Genomic DNA, 15,658 nt, shown 5'->3' with positions numbered 1-15,658 from the left:
GCAGAGGGATTAGCCCTTTTTGGTGGGCTTTGGCGTTGGCGTTGGTGTCGGCGTTGCCGTGGGCGTGGGCGTGGGGGTTTCCGTTGGTGCCGGCGGCGGTGGCGGGGCCTTGGCCACCACGATCGTGATGGTCTTCCCCTGGTCGACAGCGGCGTTGGCCGGATCACTCTGGTCCGTGACCTTGCCCGGTTCCACCTGCGAATTCTCCATCTCTATCACCGAGGGGACCAGGCCCAGCTGCTTTAGGGCCGCTTCGGCCTCGTCACGGCTCAGGCTGCGAAGTTCGGGGACTACCACCTTGCCGGTGGAAACGATCAGCTCCACGCTGGTGCCGACGCCGACGCTCTGCCCCGGCGCCGGGTTGGAGGTGATGACGATTCCGGCCGGCACGGTGGCGCTGTTGGCCGTGGTGGTGGACGGGGCACCAACCAGCCCCACCTGCCGCAGGATGTCGCGTGCGGCAGCTTCAGTCTTGCCGGGGAGGCTGTCCGGGATCTTCACCGAACTGGGCCCGTCGGAGACATTGAGGACTATTTCGGCCCCCGGGTCCAGTGACCCGCCAGCCGCGGGGTCAGTCCCGACGGCGGTCCCCTTGGGTACCGTGTCGTTTGCCGCCCTCGCAATCTTGGGCCGGAGCCCCGCGTTGTACAGTTCCTGCAGTGCCGCAGTTTCCGTCATGGAGGCCACAGATGGGATCTGCACTTTCGCCGGAGCAGGGGCAGGGCGGTTGACGGTTTGGTAAAGCCACAAGCCGCCGCCGGCGAGGACCAGCAGGGTGAAAATCACCAGGGTGGCAATCCAGGCGCGACGGCGCGACTTCTGCCGCTCGGTCCGCTCACGTTCCGGGGGGAGGCCGAGCGGCAGGGCTGCGGCTGCACTGTACCCGCCGGTGCCGTATCCATCTGGCGCATACTCAGCTGACCCGCGTTCATCGGCCAGTTCCAGTGGAACGGCTGGTCCGCCGTCGTCGTGGAAAAAGTTGGTGGCGGCCAGCCGGCCTGTGGGCCGGTCATCAAGGAAACCCGCCCCGGTGGCAGCGAATGCCTCGGTGGGCGGCGCTGGTTCGGGAACGTGGTCGTTTGGATCGGTGGGTGCCTCGGACGCCGGTACCGCCGGGACGGGGACTCCGGCCTTTGCAGCGCGCAGGGCACGCCGGAAAGCGGCAGCGTCCTGGAACCTGTCGTCCCGGTTTTTCTGCAGGGCCTTCGCCAGGACACTGTCCAGCGCCGGTGACACCTGGGGGTTCAGGCGGCTGGCCGGCTCCGGAATCTCACGGACATGCTGGTAGGCGACGGACACAGGACTGTCGCCAACAAACGGCGGCCGCGAGGTGAGCATTTCGTAGAGCAGGCAGGCAGCGGAATAGAGGTCGCTCCGCGCATCCACGGTCTCACCCCGGGCCTGCTCGGGCGACAGGTACTGGGCTGTTCCCACCACGGCCTGGGTTTGTGTCATGGTGGCGGAGGAATCGGCGATGGCCCGGGCAATCCCGAAGTCCATCACCTTCACCGAGTTGGTGCCCTGACAGTACATGACGTTGGCCGGCTTGATGTCACGGTGGACAATCCCGGCCTTGTGGCTGTACTCGAGCGCCCCCAGCACCCCGAGGCAGTAGTCGATCGCCTGGCTGACGGTGACGTCCTTGGCGCGGATCAGGTCGCGCAGGGTCTTGCCCTCAACGTATTCCATGACGATGTAAGGCACCCGGACGTCGTCGGCGGACCCGTCATGGACGGTGTGCTCGCCGGTATCGAAGATGGCCACGATGGAGGGGTGGTTCAGGGCGGCCACGGCCTGGGCTTCGCGCTTGAACCGTCCCTGGAACTGCGGGTCCCTGGCCATGTCCGGCCGCAGCAGCTTGATGGCAACCGTCCTGCCCAGCCTGGTGTCGGTTCCCTTGTAGACGTCCGCCATGCCGCCGCGGCCGATGAGGTTCCCCAGTTCGTAGCGGCCGCTGAGGACACGCCGGTTATCCACCGGCAGGCTGTCCTCCCGGTGCAACGGTGTGCGTGGTGACTCATTCACTGGTGTTCCTGACGTTTAGGGCGTGCAGGTGGGGGGTGTGCCGGGCGTTTGCCCCGCCGCGCAGGTTGCCAGCGGCGAGATGGGTGTGGGCCCCGCCTGGGAGGACGTGGTGGGCGTGGGGGTTGGTGCTGGTGCTGCCGTGGTGGGTGCAGGGGCCGGCGACGGCGCCGTTGCGTAGACCACGGTGATGGGCGATCCCTTGGGGACGACGCCCGTGGGGTTCAGTTCCAGGACGGTGCCGGGGGCGGCGGAGCTGCTTTCCTGGGGCAGGACCGTCACCTGGAGTCCCAGGCCGGCCAGGGCTGCCTGGACCTGCCGGTAGTCCTTGCCCAGGTAGGCGGCCGGGATCACGTTGACGGTGGCTTGGGTGGGTTCCGGTGTAGGCGTGGGCGTCGGCGTGCTCCGCGTCTGCGTAGGCGTGGCCGAAGGCGTCGGCGTCTTGCTCGGCGTTGCGGACGACGGCGGCGCACTGCTGGTGGTGGTGCCGGACGTGGGGTTGCCGGACGGCGAGAAGAGCCCCACCTGGTTCAGGAGGAAACCCACCAGGGCAAACAGGAGCAGCAGGATCAAGGCGACCAAAGGCCACGTCCAGGGGCTGCGGCCCTTCCGCCGGGGCTCATCGGAGGGCTCGTCGTCGTACGTTTCCTCCTCCTGGTCCCAGTTCCGCTGGGCAGCCAGCGCATTGGCACGCGCCAACGCCCCCTGAGGGGCGTCGCCCTCAGCGGCGGCGGCGCCCGCGGCGCCGGCAGCCATTCCGGCAGCAGCACCTGCCGCACCTGCACCAAGCACCGGCAGGGCGGACGTGGCCGTAGGTGAATCCCGCTGGGCACCAATGACGCCGGTGGGCGCGGTGGCGGTGTCGACCGGGGCCGTTATGGGACCGGTGTCGGCGTCGAAGAGAAGCATGCCCGGCACGGCGGCGCGGGCTGCACTGATGTCGCCGTTGCGGATGGCCTCCGCTGCCTCTGCGAGCTTGATGGCGTTCGCCGGCCGGTCCTTGGGGTCCTTGGCAAGCATGGACATCAGGAGCGCGCGGACCGGGGCAGGCAGGCTCTCCGGAAGCGGCGGCGGAGCGTCATTCACTTGGGCCAGCGCAATGGCGATCTGCGATTCGCCGGAGAAGGGACGGTGGCCGCTGAGGCACTCGTAGCCGATGACGCCGAGCGAGTAGATGTCAGAAGATCCCGTGGCGGTCTGGCCGGTTGCCTGCTCCGGTGCCAGGTACTGGGCCGTTCCCATAACCTGGCCGGTCTGGGTGAGCGGCACCTGGTCGGCCAGGCGGGCAATGCCGAAGTCGGTGACCTTGACCCGTCCATCGGGAGTGATCAGGAGGTTCCCGGGCTTCACGTCACGGTGGACCAGGCCCTGGGCGTGCGCGACGGCCAGGGCGCGGGCGGTCTGCGCGATGATCGAAAGCGTGCGGTCCGGTGAGAGGACCTGTTCGTGCTCGATGATGCTGCTCAGCGGCTGACCCGGGACCAGTTCCATGACCAGGTACGCGGAGCCTTCCTCTTCGCCGTAGTCGAAAACGTTGGCGATGCCTACGTGGTTCAGGAGGGCGGTGTGGCGGGCCTCTGCACGGAAGCGCTGGAGGAATCCGGGGTCGCCCGTGTATTCCTCCTTGAGCACCTTGATGGCGACGATGCGGCCCAGGACGAGGTCCTTGGCTTTCCAGACTTCCCCCATGCCGCCAATCGCGATCCGTGTGGTCAGCTGGAATCTGCCGCCGAGGGTGATTCCCGTTGTAGGCCTCACTTATTCAACACCGCCTCAAAAATCTTTTTCGCGTTGGGACTGGTTAGCTTTGCACCCGCGTAGATGTCTACGCCTTCCATGACGATCGTGACGCTGACCTTGGGGTTGTCAGCGGGGGCGAACCCGGTGAACCACGAATTGTTGGTTCCGTTGCCCAGTTCGGCGGTGCCGGTCTTGCCGGCTACCTGCACGCCCGGAACCGCAGCACCCTTGGCTATGCCGTCAGTGACCACACTGGTCATCCACTCGGTGATCTGCTTTGCGATCTCCGGGGTGGTGGACGTCCTGAGCTGGGCCGGCTGGGGCTCATTGATCACCCGCAGGTCCGGGGACCGCAGGGCCTTGATCAGGCTGGGCGCCATCTGGGCGCCGCCATTGGCGATGGCGTTGGTCATCATGTTGACCTGCAACGGCGTGACCCGGACATCCTTCTGGCCAATGGCTGACTGGGCAAGGCCGGGGGCGTCCAGGTTGTCCGGGAAGCTGTTGCCCTCGGCATGGCCCAGCTTCAGCTGGTCCCCGACGTCTTCGCCGAAGCCGAACTTCTTGTACTGCGCGGCGATGGCGTCGCGGCCAAGATCCAGGGCGATGCTCGCGAAGGGGGTGTTGCAGGACTGTTGCAGCGCGAAGGCGAAGCCTGCGGTATCCCTGGTGTAGCAGTTGCCGCCTGCGTAGTTGGGCAGTTTGTACTGGATGCCGTCAAAGGGCATCTCGGCGGGGTTGGGCAGCACGCTGTCCTTGTTGTACTTCCCCGAAGCGAGTGCGGCGGCGGTGTCCACGAGCTTGAAGACGGAACCCGGTGCGAGCAGTTCGCCGGTGGGACCGCTGACGTTCTGGTTCAGGTTGATGCCCGGGACCTTTACCAGCTCATTGATGTTGGCGCTTTCAGCCTTTGGATCCTGGGTGGCTATCAGGTTTGGGTTGTAGGACGGCTTGGAGACCATGGCAAGGATGGCACCGGTCTTGGGGTTGCTGACCACGATCGAGCCGCGCTGGCCGTCCGGGATGAGGTTGTAGACCAGCTGCTGGATCTGGGGATCGAGGGTGAGTTCCACGGAGGCGCCCTTGGGCTGGTTGCCCAGGAAGAGCTGGCCAACCCTGTCCAGGAAGAGCTGGTCCGAGTTGCCCGCCAGTTCGGCGCCCATGGTCTGCTCCAGCCCTGTGGCACCGTAGTTCTTCGAGAAGTAGCCGGTGATCCCTGCGTACAGCTCGGGCTGCGGGTAGGTGCGCTGGAATTTGCAGGTCTCCGACGTTGTCTCCACCGATTCAGCGACGGGAGTTCCGCCAACAATGATGGCGCCGCGGTCATTGCAGTAGTTCTGCAGGATGGCCCGCTGGTTCAGGGGGTTGGTCTTGAGATCGTCCGCACCCACCACCTGCACAAAGCTGATGGCGCCGAAGAGCAGCGCAAACATGGCGACGGCGGCTACCCACGCGTGTCGTACTGCCTGGTTCATGCCTGCTTCACCGCCTCGGTGGGAGTGTCAATGCCGGTTGCCGCTGCCGTTCCCGTGGGCGGGAGCGGGGTGGTGTCCACGGGGCCGCGCGCGACGTGGGAAATCATCAGGAGCAGTCCCACGATGATCCAGTTCGCCAGCAGCGAGGAACCGCCGGCGGCCAGGAACGGCGTGGTGAGGCCCGTCAGGGGAATCAGCCGGGTGACCCCGCCGATCACCACGAAGCACTGGAGGGCTACTGCGAAAGAAAGGCCGCAGGCGAGCAGCTTTCCAAAGGCATCCCTGGTGCCCAGGGCGGCGCGGAAACCACGGGTGAAGAACAGCAGGTACAACAGGACGACGGCGAAGAGGCCGATCAGGCCCAGTTCCTCACCCAGCGAGGCAATAATCATGTCGCTGTTGGCGAACGGGACCAGGTCCGGCCGTCCTTGACCCAGGCCGGTGCCCACCAGTCCGCCGTTCGCCATCCCAAACAGGCCTTCGATGACCTGGCGGCTGCCGTTCTCGTAGACGTCGGGGGAGAAAGCGTTGAGCCAGCCGTAAACGCGTTGCTGGACATGGGAAAAGACCTGCGCCGCCACAAAACCGCCGCCAAGGATCAAGGCCAGGCCGATCACAACCCAGCTGATCCGGCTGGTGGCGACATAAATCATGACAATGAACAGGCCGAAGAACAGCACAGACGATCCCAGGTCCCGCTGGAAGATCAGGACGCCGATGCTGACCAGCCATGCGGTGATCATGGGACCCATGTCCTTGAAACGCGGGAACTGCATGGGACCGATCTTCCGGCCTGCCAGCAGGATGAGGTCGCGGTTGGAGGAAAGATACCCGGCGAAGAATATGGCGAGGGTAATTTTTGCCACTTCACCCGGCTGGAACGTCATTGGGCCGAACCGGATCCAGACCCGGGCGCCGAGGATCTCACCGGCGCTGATCCCCGGAACAAGGGGGAGGATCAGCAACAGGGCGGATGCAGCCAGGGAAATGTAGGTGAACCGGCGCAGGATGCGGTGGTCCTTGAGGAAGAACACCACGGCAATTGCGACGGCCATGGCAATGAGGGTCCACCGGAGTTGGTTGTTCCCCGTATCCTCACCGGGTGCGTCGAGGCGGTGGATCATCGCCAGGCCCAGGCCGTTCAAGGCCACCACGATTGGAAGTATTACCGGATCCGCATACTTGGCGCGGAAGCGCAGGACGCCGTGGAACACGAGGGCCGCGACGGCCAGCAGGCTGGACTGGAACCAAAAGTCAGAGTCGAAGGCCTTTTCCTGGTCCACGCCCACCAGCATGTTGGCACCGATGCCCACGGCGAGGGCCAGCAGCAACAACGCGAGCTCAACGTTGCGGCGAGGCTTGGGCACGCTGCTTACCTGGCTCATTTCGCCGCCTCGCAAGTGATGGTGGGAGTAGGTGTTGGGGACGCCGCCGACGGCGCCGGGGCCGATGCGTTCGGGGCGGGCGGAGCCGCTGCGCTGGCGGGAGGTGCGCTGGGAGACGGGGCGGGGCTGCCGGGTGGGGCTGTGGCCGAGGCAGAGCCTGAAGGCTTGGGGCACTCCTCCTCCGGTGAGGTGGTTCCCGTAAGCTCCAGGTTCTTCACGATCCGCTGCGCGTCGTACAGGTCATTGGCCGGAACTGTCTGGCGGACCCGCTGCTGCGAGAACTGGGGCAGGGTGTCCATCCTGATATCCGTCACTGCCTCGAGGGAGGACAACTGGATGGGTCCCAGCCGTTGCGAAACGCCGTTGTAGATGGCAACCCGTGAATCGAATTCGCCCACGTAATAACGGGTCTGGGTCCATGCGTAACCGAGCCAGAGCCCAATGGCCACCACAAGCAGCACGGCGGCGGCAATGGACCATGCAAGCCACCGGCGCGGCTTCAGGGGCACCAGGTTGTCGTCGGGATCGGCGGAAGGTTCTGCCTTGTGGGTAAGGAGCGTGGCGGCCCGCCGGGCCACCGTGCGTCCGGCAACGGTGGGGATGGACCCGGATTCCGCGGCGGCTGCGGCCGCACCCACCAGTTCGTGCGGGCGCGAGGCAAGTTCTTCCCGCAGGACCTCGGCTGACAGGTGTTCGCCGAGGTGCGGATCGGTGCTGCCCGGGTCCGTGGAGCCGGCGTCCCCATCATCAGCGCCGCCTTCGGTGGCACCGCTTGCTGACTGTTCCTTCGCAGGCTCCGGGGTTTGCCTGCCGTCCTCGCGGTCCGGCGCGGCTTTAGTGCCGGCTTCGGTGCCGTCGTCATGACCGGCAGGACCGGTGGCAGCAGCGTTGGCGGCGGTGGCGCCGGCAGCCGCGGCAGCGGGCTTGCTGCCCGGCACCGGCGGGACGATTTCGACGGCGGCGGTGCTGACGTCGTCGGCCGTTTCCTCCACGATGTCCACCATGACCACGGTGACGTTGTCCGGGGAACCGGCCTCAAGGGTCAGTTCAACCAGGGTTTCGGCGCATTCATGCAGGTTGTGGGTCTCCCGGACCGTCCGCTCCACGGCATGTCCGGCCACGTAGTTCAGCCCGTCGGAGCACAGCAGCCAGCGGTCACCAGGCTTGGCGTCCAGGGTGTCCAGATCCAGTTCAGGACTGGCGTCGACATCGCCGAGGACGCGCATGAGGACGTTCTTGTGGGGGTGCGTTTCCGCTTCCTCCGGGCGGAGCCGGCCTTCATCGATAAGCCGCTGCACAAAGGTGTGGTCCACGCTGATCTGCTTGAATTCACCGTCGCGGAGCCGGTAGGCGCGGGAATCGCCGATATGCGCGAAATGGAGTCTGTCTTCCGCCAGCAGGAGCGCGGTGACTGTGGTGCCCATCCCGGCGAGCTTCGGGTTGATGTGCACCAGTTCGGAAAGCAGCGAGTTGGCGGTCTGGATTTCGTCGGCAAGGACGGTCCCGGCGTCGTCCCCGTGGTCCGGGCTGTCCAGGTGGATCATGTCCAGGACGGTTGCGGCGGAGGCCACGTCGCCACCGGCGTGCCCGCCCATGCCGTCCGCAACGACCGCGAGGTGGCGGCCAGCGTAGGCGGAGTCATCGTTCTTGGAACGGATCCTGCCGACGTCCGACCGCGCCGCGAAGCGCATGATGAGGGGCCGCTGCGCCGGACTGGAGCCGGTTGCGGGCTTTTCAGGAACCGCCACGGTTACGGCCTCAATTCAATGACCGTCTTGCCGATTCTCACGGGTACCCCTGGTTCAACCGGCAGGGCACGGGTAAGTTGCTGGTCTCCCAGGTAGGTGCCGTTGGTGGAGCCCAGGTCCTCGATGAACCAGCGGCTGCCCTGCGGGAAGAGCCGGGCGTGGCGGCCCGAGGCGTAATCGTCCTCGAGGACCAGGGTGGCTTCCTGTGCCCGCCCCAGGAGGATGGGGCTGGCGGCCAGGGGCAGGGTACGGCCCTTGAGCGGGCCTTCGACGACCACGAGCTGCCGCGCCTGCTGCTTCACGGGCTGCGCCGGTGCCTCGGCCAGTTCCGGGTTCCGGCGGACCTGCCGCGCAGTGGGGGCGCCCGCGGCGGCCTTGCGGCCCACCATGAGGTCCCTCCGCATGGCTGAGACGATGCTGAAGACAAGCACCCAGAGGAGCAGCAGGAAGCCGAACCGCAGGGCGGTGATGGTCAGGTCGCTCATGCGCGGCCACCCGGGTTGGCAGGAAGCAGGCGGAAAATGATCTTTGTCCGTCCCATCGTGATGGTGGAGCCGTCGGTGAGTTCCGTGCTTCCGGAGACCTTCTGGCCGTTGACGTAGCTGCCGTTGGTTGATCCCAGGTCCACGGCGCTGGTCACGCCGTTGGCCGTGCGGATTTCCAGGTGGCGCCGGGAGACTCCCGTATCTTCGACGTGGATGTCCGCTTCGGATGACCGTCCCAAAACGATGGACGGTGCGTTCAGCGAATAGCGCTGGCCGTCGATGTCCAGTACCGGCTGGAGCCGTACAGGCTGCCGGCTCGGCGCCGCCGGAACGTTGGGGCGTGGCTGGGCAGTGCCCCCGCCTTGGGATTTTTCGGTTGTTGAAGCAATTTCGAAATCTCCGGCGCGAAGCTCGGCGTCCCGGCGGAAGGAAATGCGCACCGGGCCCTGGAGGATGTACCCCTGGCTGCGGACGTGGTTGATCACGACGTCGCAGAGCTCTTCGGCCAGCGGCGTGCCCCATTCCTGCGCCCGCCCGAAGTCGTCATCGCTGAGCTGGACGTCGAAGACGTTGGGGACCAGCGTGCGTCCGGCCGCCACGGTGAGGGCTTTGTGGTCCACCTCGCGGCGGAGCCTGCTGGCGATCTCCACCGGTTCCACCTGCGCCTTGGAACCGGTGGAGAAGACGCCGCGGACGGCCTTTTCAATGCCACGTTCAACCTTGTCCAGCAGACCCATGGTTCTTCTCCTTTCCCCCCGGCTCCGGGGCAGTAGTTGTTGCTGACCAGCACCTGCAGGGCAGCCCACCGCTGTGCGGTTCACCCACGGGCAGTGCCCACTCCTACATCCGATACTACTTGCCACCCCTGTGAATGGCCTTAATCCGCAACGGCCGGACGCCGGCGAAAGTTCGGATTCCGGCCCGCTGCGGCCCGCCGCGGTGCTGTCTTTCCGCGGGTTCCCGCGCAGGCAGGCGCCCGCATTTTCAGTGGCTCTTCCGCAGGCCAGGGCGGGGCAGTACAGGGCGGATGGAGGCCAATTGGTAATTTGCGGCAACTGTCCGTTATGCTTGATCTCGCTGCTTTTACGAGGCGCGGAAACGGGAAACCGGCCGGCCAAGTGAAAGAAGTTGCGCGCGAGTGGCGGAACGGCAGACGCGCTGGCTTCAGGTGCCAGTGTCCGAAAGGGCGTGGGGGTTCAAATCCCCCCTCGCGCACGCAAATGGAAGAGCCCCGGTCTTTGGACCGGGGCTCTTCTGCGTTTCCGCGGGCTTGGGGTCCGCCTAGCTGGACGGACGCGATGAAGCCCTGAACCGGCGTCGTGAATTGGCCAGGTGGCTGCGCATGGCCGCGGCCGCGGCAGCCTCGTCACCATCGGCGATGGCGTCCAGGATGGACCGGTGTTCCAGCACCACCTGGTCGAAGTGATCCCGCGCGTAGTGTTCGACGCCGGTCATCAGGCGGGTGCGCGGCATGGCGATCATGGTCTGGCCCAGGGCGGCGAGGCAATCGGAGTAATAGGGGTTGCCGGAAGCCGTGGCCACCGCGCGGTGGAAATCGAAGTCCGCCTTCATGGCGTGCGCCGGGTGCCCGGCACTGGCGGCAAAGGTGTCCAGCGCGGTGCCCACAGCCCGCAACTGCCGCTCGGTGCGGTTGCGGGCGGCCAGCGCAGCGGCTTCCGTCTCCACTCCCATGCGGAACGCCAGCAGGTGCAGCCTGTCCTCGGTGGTGGCCACCGGCCGGCCCCCGGGCACTGCCGAGGGCCCGTCCGTTGGGGGAGTGAGGGCGAAACTGCCGCGGCCGCGCTCGGTCTCAACCAGTCCCTCAGCCTGCAGCCGGGTGAGGGCGGCGCGGACCACGGTCCGGCTGACACCGAAATCGCTGATCAGCGTGTTCTCGCTGGGCAGCTTTTCACCCGGCTGGATCACGCCCTCGACGATGCGGTTGCGAAGGTCAGCGGCGAGGTCCGCGGTGAGGTTCCGGGTCATGGCTCAAGGTTACGGCTTCAGGGTTACGCGCCGAACTCCACGCTTTCGGTGGTCCAGGCGCGGGCCTGGTCACTCAGGGTGACGCCGAGGCCGGGGCGGTCCGGAACGATCATGCGGCCGTCCTTGGTTTCCAGGCGCTCATTGAACAGCGGGTCCAGCCAGTCGAAGTGCTCCACCCAGGGTTCGCGGGGGTAGGCGGCCGCCAGGTGGAGATGGATCTCCATGGCGAAGTGCGGGGCCAGGCCCAGCCCGCGCTCGTCGGCCAGGGCGGCGAGCCGGAGGAACTGGGTGATGCCGCCCACGCGCGGGGCGTCCGGCTGGATGATGTCACAGCCGTCGGCGGCGATCAGGCTCTTGTGTTCCGCCACGGAGGCGAGCATTTCGCCGGTGGCGATGGGGGTATCCAGGACCTGTGCCAGGTGGGCATGGCCTTCGAAGTCGTAGGCATCCAGGGGTTCCTCGATCCAGACCAAATCGTAGTCCTCGAGCCGGCGGCCCATGCGCAGGGCGGTGGCCCGATCCCACTGCTGGTTGGCGTCCACCATGAGCGGAACGTCCGGGCCGATGTGGTCGCGGATGCCCTGGACGCGGCGCAGGTCCTCTTTGCTGTCCGGCAGGCCCACTTTGATCTTGATGCCGCCGATGCCTTCTCCAATGGATTGCGTGGCGCGTGCCTTAACCTCGTCAAGGCTGGCGTTCAGGAAGCCCCCGGAGGTGTTGTAGGTCCGCACCGAGTCCCGGTAGGAGCCAAGGAACTTGGCCAGCGGCAGGCCTGCGCGCTTGGCCTTGAGGTCATACAAGGCGATGTCGACGGCGGCGAGGGCCTGGGTGGCGACGCCGGAGCGCCCCACGGAGGCACCTGCCCACAGGAGCTTGGTGTAGATCCTGGCGATGTCGTTGGGGTCCTCGCCGATGAGGCCTTCGGCCACCTCTTTGGCGTGGGCGTACTGTGCAGGGCCGCCGGCGCGTTTGGAGTAGCTGAAACCGATGCCCGAGTGGCCCAGCTCCGTGGTGATTTCTGCGAACAGGAAAACCACCTCGGTCATGGGTTTCTGCCGACCGGTAAACACCTTGGCGTCGCTGATGGGCACGGCGAGGGGAAGGCGGGCGGTGGACAGCTTGACGTGCCGGATCAGATCGACGGAACTCATGTGGATTCTCCTGGAAGACGGGTGGGGCTTCTTCGCCCGCACCCCTAGGGTATAAGTTGATAACTTGTATTACAAGTACTCGGCGCCGCCGACTCAGGATGTCTTGCAGGTGCTGCTTCCCGGATTTTGTCTCCGTGGGATGATAGAGGGGATGACTTCCCCCACTCCTTCCCCTGAAACCCCTGTCCGCGCCCCGAAGGCGGCCGAAGGCGCTGCGCGTCCCCAGGTCCGGCCCACTGCAGAGGGCTGGGAGCAGGCCCGTACCGTTGAGGGGCGGCCGCTGCTCCAGTTTGCTTCCCCCAGGGTGAAGCAGCCGCCGACGCACCTGGCGGACATGAGCCTGGCCGAGCGCGGTGACAAGCTGAAAGAGCTCGGCCTTCCGGCTTTCCGGGCAAAACAGCTCTCCACGCACTACTTCCAGCACTGGACAGTGGACCCGGACCGCATGAGCGACCTGCCCAAGGCTGGCCGCGAAGAGCTGGTCTCCCAACTGTTTCCGCCGCTGCTTACCGAGGTGCGGCGCAACCGCACCGACAAGGGCGACACCATCAAGTTCCTCTGGCGCTTGTTCGACGGGGCGCTGGTGGAGTCCGTCCTGATGCGCTATCCCGGCCGCATCACCCTCTGTGTCTCCTCGCAGGCCGGCTGTGGCATGAACTGCCCCTTCTGCGCCACCGGCCAGGCGGGACTGACCCGCAACATGTCCACCGCCGAGATCGTCGACCAGGTGGTCGCTGCCAACCGGGTCATCGCGGCAGGTGAACTGGGTCCGAAAGAGCACGACGACGAGCGGGTCACCAACATCGTCTTCATGGGCATGGGGGAGCCGCTGGCCAACTACAAGCGCGTGATGGCCGCCCTGCACCGCTTCGTGGACCCCGCACCCGAAGGCCTGGGCATGTCCGCCCGGAACATCACCGTTTCCACGGTCGGCCTGGTCCCTGCGATCCGGAAGCTCGCCGACGAAGACCTTCCCGTCACGTTTGCGCTGTCCCTGCACGCCCCGGATGACGAGCTTCGTGATGAGCTGATCCCGGTCAACAACCGGTGGAAGGTGGACGAGGCGCTCGACGCTGCCTACGACTACTACCGCAAGACAGGCCGCCGGGTCAGCATCGAGTATGCGCTGATCAAGGACATGAATGACCACCCCTGGCGCGCGGACCTCCTGGGCAAGAAGCTCAACCAGCGCGGGCGGGGATGGGTGCACGTCAATCCAATCCCGCTCAATCCAACTCCCGGCTCCATCTGGACCGCTTCGGACAAGTCCGTGGAACAGGAGTTCATCGCGCGGGTCCGCGCCACCGGAGTGCCCTGCACCCTCCGGGATACCCGCGGCAAGGAAATCGACGGCGCCTGCGGCCAGCTGGCCGCGGCTGAGAGCTAGCCCGGCTGCCCCGTCCGCAGTGCACCCAGTCCGGAGACCAGGGCGTCCAGCCCAAGGTGGAAGGCGGTGTCTGCCGGGCGGCCGCGCTCCTGGCCGCCCTGGCCTCCCGCGCCGCCGCTCGCTGCAGGCGCATCAGGCCCCGTGGAGGCACTGCGGACGGCGGCAGTGAAATACGGAGTGGACTCAGCCATGCTTCCGGAGTCGAAGATGTCCTCCGGGGCGGTGACGTCATACGCGGACCCGAAGATAAAGGACTCAAGTGCCACGATGGCCGGCACAATGCGTTCCTGTGGAAACCCGGCGTCGGAGAATCCCTTGCTGACGGTCTCGTACATCGCCAGGGTCTGCGGCGCGTCCGTAACCGGCAGGACCGCGATGACCGGAATCAGCGGAGTGTGCTCGGCAAAAACGTTCCGGTAGCTCCAGGCCCAAGCGCGCACGGCGTCCTCCCAGCTGCCGCCGCTGAAACCGGAAACATCCACCAAAGACATCAGGTGGTCCTCCACCAGGAGCAATACATCCTGCTTTGACGCCACGTGGTTGTAAAGCGCGGAGGGTGCCACATCGAGTTCCTTGGCCAGGGCCGCCATCGTCAACCCGTCGTAGCCCTTCCGGCTGACCAGTTCCAGCGCAGCCGCCGTGATCCCGGACTTGTCCAGCACTGCCGCAGACGGCCGGCCGGCCCGCCTCTTCTGCCCGCCGCCATTGTGGGTGGAGCGTCCCTGTGCGGCTGATACTGCCGGCATTCCTGCCCTTTCGTCGGTGTCCCCTGCATTATTCCATCCGGTACTTCCGCTCCCGCCAGGCAGCAGCTATAGTTCAAATAAATGAATGACATTCATTTATTGGTTCCGATCACCAGGGACCGCAGAGAGGACATCATGCTGAACCTGAACCGCGACGTCGTGGTCGTTGGAGCCGGGCCGTCCGGACTCACCGCCGCCCGTGAACTGAAGAAGGCCGGCCTCACCGTGGCCGTGCTTGAGGCCCGAGACCGTGTGGGCGGCAGGACCTGGACCGACACCGTGGACGGCGCCATGCTCGAAATCGGCGGCCAGTGGGTCTCGCCGGATCAGACTGCCCTCCTGGAGCTGCTTGACGAACTGAACCTGGAGACCTACCCGCGCTACCGTGAAGGCGAGTCCATCTACATAGGTGCCGACGGCGCCCCGGTGCGCTACACCGGCGACACCTTTCCGGTAGACTCGGATACCGCCGTCGAGATGGACCGTCTGGTGGCCCTCCTGGACGGGCTGGCCGCCGAGCTCGGCCCCACCGAGCCCTGGGCCCACCCCAAGGCACGCGAGCTGGACACCATTTCCTTCCACCACTGGCTCCGGCAGAACTGCGACAATGAGGAAGCCTGCAAGAACATCGGCCTCTTCATCGCCGGCGGCATGCTCACCAAGCCGGCGCACGCCTTCTCGGCCCTGCAGGCCGTCCTGATGGCGGCCTCAGCTGGCTCATTCACTCATCTGACAGATGAGGACTTCATCCTTGACCGACGCGTGGTGGGCGGGATGCAGCAGGTGTCACTGCTGCAGGCACGCGAGCTGGGGGACGACGTCGTCCTCAACTCCCCGGTGCGCACCATCAACTGGGAGCCGGACGCGGATGGCGGCCACCGCGTGAGCGTCGTATCCGATCGTGCCACCGTCACCGCCCGGTTCGTGATCATGGCCGTGCCGCCCAACCTCTACTCCCGTGTCTCCTTCAATCCGCCCCTGCCCCGGCGCCAGCACCAGATGCACCAGCACCAGTCCCTGGGCCTGGTCATCAAGGTCCATGCCGTCTACGGCACCCCCTTCTGGCGGGACAAGGGACTGTCCGGCACCTGCTTCGGCGCGGACGCCCTGGTCCAGGAGGTGTACGACAACACGAACCACGGGGATCCCCGTGGCACGCTGGTGGGCTTCGTGTCCGATGAGAAAGCTGACGCCATGTTCGAGCTCAGTGCCGAGGACCGCAGGAAGGCGATCCTGGAATCCATCGCCGGCTACCTGGGCGCCGAGGCCCTCAGCCCCGAGGTCTATTACGAGTCCGACTGGGGCTCGGAGGAATGGACCCGCGGCGCATACGCGGCCAGCTATGACCTGGGCGGTCTCCATCGCTACGGCAAGGACCAGCATGCTCCTGTCGGCCCCATCTACTGGTCCTCCTCGGACCTGGCAGCGGAAGGCTACCAGCACGTCGACGGGGCCATCCGCATGGGGCGCCTGACGGCGGCGCGCATCGCCGAGCTGGCGAAGGTCCCGGTGCCGGCCGGCTGGTAAATAAGC

The 15,658-nt window shown here is 66.3% G+C and carries 12 protein-coding genes and 1 tRNA gene; 3 read left to right on the top strand and 10 right to left on the bottom strand.

Features of this window, described 5'->3' with window-relative positions; translation table 11 throughout:
• Positions 1–9 precede the first annotated feature (9 nt).
• From pknB to QF031_RS20045, 7 genes are read right to left on the bottom strand one after another with little or no spacing between them, the layout of a single operon-like run.
• Complete coding sequence (pknB, locus tag QF031_RS20075) at positions 10–2,025, bottom strand: Stk1 family PASTA domain-containing Ser/Thr kinase (RefSeq protein ID WP_307432368.1); 2,016 nt, start codon at positions 2,023–2,025, stop codon at positions 10–12.
• A gap of 15 nt (positions 2,026–2,040) precedes the next feature.
• A complete protein-coding gene (locus QF031_RS20070; RefSeq protein ID WP_307432366.1) occupies positions 2,041–3,780 on the bottom strand; it encodes a serine/threonine-protein kinase in 1,740 nt (579 codons plus the stop codon).
• On the bottom strand, positions 3,777–5,237 hold the full coding sequence (locus QF031_RS20065) for a peptidoglycan D,D-transpeptidase FtsI family protein (RefSeq protein WP_307432363.1): 1,461 nt from the start codon (positions 5,235–5,237) through the stop codon (positions 3,777–3,779). The genes QF031_RS20070 and QF031_RS20065 overlap by 4 nt, the downstream gene beginning before the upstream one ends.
• Positions 5,234–6,622 carry an FtsW/RodA/SpoVE family cell cycle protein gene (locus QF031_RS20060; RefSeq protein ID WP_307432361.1) on the bottom strand — a complete coding sequence of 463 codons (1,389 nt, stop codon included), beginning with the start codon at positions 6,620–6,622 and terminating at the stop codon, positions 5,234–5,236. Before QF031_RS20060 ends, QF031_RS20065 begins: the two co-directional genes overlap by 4 nt.
• Entirely contained in the window at positions 6,619–8,370 is a 1,752-nt protein-coding gene (locus QF031_RS20055; RefSeq protein ID WP_307432360.1) for a PP2C family protein-serine/threonine phosphatase, read from the bottom strand. Before QF031_RS20055 ends, QF031_RS20060 begins: the two co-directional genes overlap by 4 nt.
• 2 nt (positions 8,371–8,372) lie before the next feature.
• Positions 8,373–8,855: an FHA domain-containing protein FhaB/FipA gene (locus QF031_RS20050; RefSeq protein ID WP_307432357.1), complete on the bottom strand. Its 483-nt coding sequence runs from the start codon at positions 8,853–8,855 to the stop codon at positions 8,373–8,375.
• The gene (locus tag QF031_RS20045; RefSeq protein ID WP_307432355.1) at positions 8,852–9,592 is read right to left on the bottom strand and encodes an FhaA domain-containing protein; all 741 of its coding nucleotides are present in this window, start codon (positions 9,590–9,592) and stop codon (positions 8,852–8,854) included. The genes QF031_RS20050 and QF031_RS20045 overlap by 4 nt, the downstream gene beginning before the upstream one ends.
• A 395-nt stretch (positions 9,593–9,987) precedes the next feature.
• Between QF031_RS20045 and QF031_RS20040 the strand changes: the two genes are divergently transcribed.
• Positions 9,988–10,070, top strand: a tRNA-Leu gene (locus QF031_RS20040).
• A 66-nt stretch (positions 10,071–10,136) separates the two neighbouring features.
• On the opposite strand, the gene QF031_RS20035 is transcribed toward QF031_RS20040, so the two are convergent.
• Together QF031_RS20035 and QF031_RS20030 are read right to left on the bottom strand one after the other, a co-directional pair.
• Entirely contained in the window at positions 10,137–10,841 is a 705-nt protein-coding gene (locus QF031_RS20035) for a FadR/GntR family transcriptional regulator (protein ID WP_307432352.1), read from the bottom strand.
• 23 nt (positions 10,842–10,864) lie between these two features.
• The gene (locus QF031_RS20030) at positions 10,865–11,992 is read right to left on the bottom strand and encodes an L-talarate/galactarate dehydratase (RefSeq protein ID WP_307432349.1); all 1,128 of its coding nucleotides are present in this window, start codon (positions 11,990–11,992) and stop codon (positions 10,865–10,867) included.
• 151 nt (positions 11,993–12,143) lie between these two features.
• On the opposite strand from QF031_RS20030, the gene rlmN reads away from it, so the two are divergent.
• A complete protein-coding gene (gene rlmN, locus QF031_RS20025; protein WP_307432347.1) occupies positions 12,144–13,379 on the top strand; it encodes a 23S rRNA (adenine(2503)-C(2))-methyltransferase RlmN in 1,236 nt (411 codons plus the stop codon).
• On the opposite strand, the gene QF031_RS20020 is transcribed toward rlmN, so the two are convergent.
• Positions 13,376–14,125: a TetR/AcrR family transcriptional regulator gene (locus tag QF031_RS20020; protein ID WP_307432344.1), complete on the bottom strand. Its 750-nt coding sequence runs from the start codon at positions 14,123–14,125 to the stop codon at positions 13,376–13,378. The genes rlmN and QF031_RS20020 overlap by 4 nt on opposite strands.
• Positions 14,126–14,206: 81 nt before the next feature.
• Between QF031_RS20020 and QF031_RS20015 the strand changes: the two genes are divergently transcribed.
• Positions 14,207–15,652 carry a flavin monoamine oxidase family protein gene (locus tag QF031_RS20015; RefSeq protein ID WP_307432340.1) on the top strand — a complete coding sequence of 482 codons (1,446 nt, stop codon included), beginning with the start codon at positions 14,207–14,209 and terminating at the stop codon, positions 15,650–15,652.
• The last annotated feature ends 6 nt before the right edge of the window (positions 15,653–15,658 follow it).

Origin of the sequence: Pseudarthrobacter defluvii (assembly GCF_030816725.1) — a bacterium.
GTDB classification, from domain to species: Bacteria; Actinomycetota; Actinomycetes; order Actinomycetales; family Micrococcaceae; genus Arthrobacter; species Arthrobacter defluvii_A.
Note: the sequence above shows the minus strand (reverse complement) of the source record. Positions and strands in the feature narration are given on the sequence as shown.

Coding starts and splice junctions, on each gene's coding strand:
- QF031_RS20065 (WP_307432363.1), bottom strand. CDS start 5,237: ATGAACCAGGCAGTACGACACGCGTGGGTAGCCGCCGTCGCCATGTTT.
- QF031_RS20060 (WP_307432361.1), bottom strand. CDS start 6,622: ATGAGCCAGGTAAGCAGCGTGCCCAAGCCTCGCCGCAACGTTGAGCTC.
- QF031_RS20050 (WP_307432357.1), bottom strand. CDS start 8,855: ATGAGCGACCTGACCATCACCGCCCTGCGGTTCGGCTTCCTGCTGCTC.
- QF031_RS20045 (WP_307432355.1), bottom strand. CDS start 9,592: ATGGGTCTGCTGGACAAGGTTGAACGTGGCATTGAAAAGGCCGTCCGC.
- QF031_RS20035 (WP_307432352.1), bottom strand. CDS start 10,841: ATGACCCGGAACCTCACCGCGGACCTCGCCGCTGACCTTCGCAACCGC.
- QF031_RS20030 (WP_307432349.1), bottom strand. CDS start 11,992: ATGAGTTCCGTCGATCTGATCCGGCACGTCAAGCTGTCCACCGCCCGC.
- rlmN (WP_307432347.1), top strand. CDS start 12,144: ATGACTTCCCCCACTCCTTCCCCTGAAACCCCTGTCCGCGCCCCGAAG.
- QF031_RS20020 (WP_307432344.1), bottom strand. CDS start 14,125: ATGCCGGCAGTATCAGCCGCACAGGGACGCTCCACCCACAATGGCGGC.
- QF031_RS20015 (WP_307432340.1), top strand. CDS start 14,207: ATGAATGACATTCATTTATTGGTTCCGATCACCAGGGACCGCAGAGAG.